The sequence below is a fragment of the Leifsonia sp. NPDC014704 genome (genome assembly GCF_043083605.1).
GTDB lineage: Bacteria > Actinomycetota > Actinomycetes > Actinomycetales > Microbacteriaceae > Leifsonia.
On the sequence record NZ_JBIBYW010000003.1, the window covers coordinates 85,089 to 87,366 of the forward strand.

The 2,278-nt window shown below is 65.1% G+C and carries 5 protein-coding genes; 3 read left to right on the plus strand and 2 right to left on the minus strand.

Annotated elements, in window-relative coordinates:
* A partial coding sequence (locus ACF1AJ_RS19475; protein WP_391508807.1) for a hypothetical protein occupies positions 1–309 on the minus strand: 309 nt, incomplete at its 3' end.
* 135 nt (positions 310–444) lie between these two features.
* On the opposite strand from ACF1AJ_RS19475, the gene ACF1AJ_RS19480 reads away from it, so the two are divergent.
* From ACF1AJ_RS19480 to ACF1AJ_RS19490, 3 genes are all read left to right on the plus strand, one after another.
* Positions 445–726 (plus strand): hypothetical protein, encoded by a 282-nt coding sequence (locus ACF1AJ_RS19480; RefSeq protein ID WP_301220653.1) that lies wholly within the window; start codon positions 445–447, stop codon positions 724–726.
* Between the two features lie 92 nt (positions 727–818).
* Positions 819–1,619: a DUF2188 domain-containing protein gene (locus ACF1AJ_RS19485; RefSeq protein WP_391508808.1), complete on the plus strand. Its 801-nt coding sequence runs from the start codon at positions 819–821 to the stop codon at positions 1,617–1,619.
* A 43-nt stretch (positions 1,620–1,662) separates the two neighbouring features.
* Positions 1,663–1,956 carry a hypothetical protein gene (locus ACF1AJ_RS19490; RefSeq protein ID WP_301220655.1) on the plus strand — a complete coding sequence of 98 codons (294 nt, stop codon included), beginning with the start codon at positions 1,663–1,665 and terminating at the stop codon, positions 1,954–1,956.
* 3 nt (positions 1,957–1,959) lie between these two features.
* On the opposite strand, the gene ACF1AJ_RS19495 is transcribed toward ACF1AJ_RS19490, so the two are convergent.
* Positions 1,960–2,278 (minus strand): hypothetical protein (locus ACF1AJ_RS19495; protein WP_391508809.1); only part of this gene is annotated, 319 nt, incomplete at its 5' end.

The window sequence follows — 2,278 nt, forward strand, 5'->3', positions numbered from 1 at the left end:
CTGCTCTGTTGGCTCACCCGTGCGTGGATCAAGACCGGCTCTCCAACGCTCCCGCTGTTCCTCCGGAGTCACGATCGAACCGTCTGGTGCTGTCGCTGGTGAAATGAACGCGCGCTCTTCGAGCGCCAGCTCACAAGCTCGGGTAGCGGCTCCAAGTTCGTCGTAGTAGCCCAATTGCCACCTTTCCGAACGTTTGAGGGTCCAGTGGTCGACTCGGTACTTCATGAGTGTCTCGTGCGTGAGCTGGCTGACCGCAGGTCCGTATTCGATGACGAAGTGGATCCTGCTGGCGACGTCGTCGACGACCAACCAAACCTTCTCGCCTGTGCGCAGGACTCTCATCGCAACCTCCCCCAAGATTCGAACATATGTTCTAATGAGTCGCAAGGAGGGAGGTGGGCATTGGGTCAGAATCGGCGCTATCCCGGGGCGGGGATGGACCGGGTGATCGAGCAGATCGTCACCCGCCCTCGACCGGTCTGGTTGACGAACGAGGAAGTCGATCTCGAACATGATCCGGCGGTGGAGTCACCGGCTCCTGCGCCGGCCGTCGCGTTTGTCCGGTTCCACGAGGCGGTCATCCGTCCGGAGGTCGAGGTTCTTGCATGGAACGAACATGCGGTGCGGATCCGCTTCACCACACGGGACGGGCAAAAGCACGAGGGATGGGTGTGGAAGGACGCCGTGCGTAGTCGACCCAGAAGGCAGGTGCCGCCGCGGCGCTGAGACCGTGCGCTGTGCGCTGTGCGCTGCAGCTGCGCGCCCGGCCCTTCTAGGTAATGAGGGGAGGTGCCATGACAGCTCGACGCTTCGGACCGGTGGAAATCATCGATGCGGGCACTCGCGATTCTCGCGAGACATTCGCCTGGCTGTACGTGGAGCTCGACCGAGTGCGTGCCGCGTCTGCGTGGGTTTGGCATCGAGCGTTCGTCGATCCCGCCGTACCGCTGTTGGACGGTGTCGAGCGGCTTCCGTGCCATCGGCCTGCGCCAGGTTTCGGCGGTCAGGATCTCGCCCGGCGCCCCGTGCCGATCGCCGTCGACCGGCTCACCGACGACGGCTTAGTCCTCTACGCGTTCGGCGTCCGACTCGCTGCTGTCGAGCGAGCGGTGTTGGAGCGCGCCCTGGAGGGCGCCCGCATCGAGCTCGAAGCCTTGCGAGCGATTCCTGATCGCGCAACCCGGCAGAGACGGGCTGCGATCGGCTTCCGCAAAGACCAGCCCGCTCGACCTTCCTCGCCGCTGCTCTCAGCTGCTCCGATTCCGTGGCCAGATGTGCCGGTGCGCGTCCCGGGGACCGACCGGTATCTGGCACCCGGGATCGAGTCCGCCCGCGCTGACGTACGCCCCAGGCGGCTAGAAGAGTCAAATGAGGCGGCGTACGGTGCGGGCATGCCCAGAGGAGACGTAGAGACCTTCCATGAGAACGGTGCCTGGCACAACCGCATCGAGGGCACGGGCGAGACCATCGGGGGAGCGCACAACACCCGCGACGCCGCGATCGCAGCCGGCCGCGCGGAAGCCGAGCGCCGCAAGGTCGAGCACATCGTGCACAACCTCAACGGTCAGATCGGCGACCGCTCCAGCCACGGCAACGACCCCCGCAATATCCCCGGCTAGACAGCCCCGGATCGCCGTCGGTCGTGCAACGTAGCCTGGCCTCATGCGCATCAGGGGCCTGATCCAGTCCACCGTCGTGACGGAAATCACCGCAGAGGCGGACGACGCCCAAGCGGCACGCGCGATGATCGAGGAACAGGTGCCCGACGGGTACGAACTGATCCAGGTCCACAACGCCATGCCCCGTGGCGGCCGCGTAATCGCCACCGGCCGGATTCGCCCTGCAGCCGTCGACGAACTCGACGCCACACGCTCCGATTACCAGAGTGCCCGAGCTGCCCTCCTGGCCAAGATGCCGGCGGACCACCGCCTGCTCAGCGTCCTCTCGCTGGACTGAGCGCTAGTCCTTCCAGCGAAGGTTATGGAGGCGAAACGCGTCCACAAGTTCCGGTGTCTCCGGGTGCAGCTCGAACGTCTCCTCGTTCGTCAGGTGTCCGCTGGTCACGCCATCCGCTGCCCGCTCGAAGATCGCCCACATGCGGTACTCATCACCGAAGCGTGAGGTGAACTGGATCCCGTCGACCAGGTCGTTCTGGTTCTCGTCACGCAGCTCGAAGATCCATCTGGCGATCGAGCGAGTGAGATCCCGCCGCCGCGCATCTTTCAAGACCGAGGTGTCGAGCTGGATCGGGGTCAGCTTGAAGCGGGCGAACGGGAAG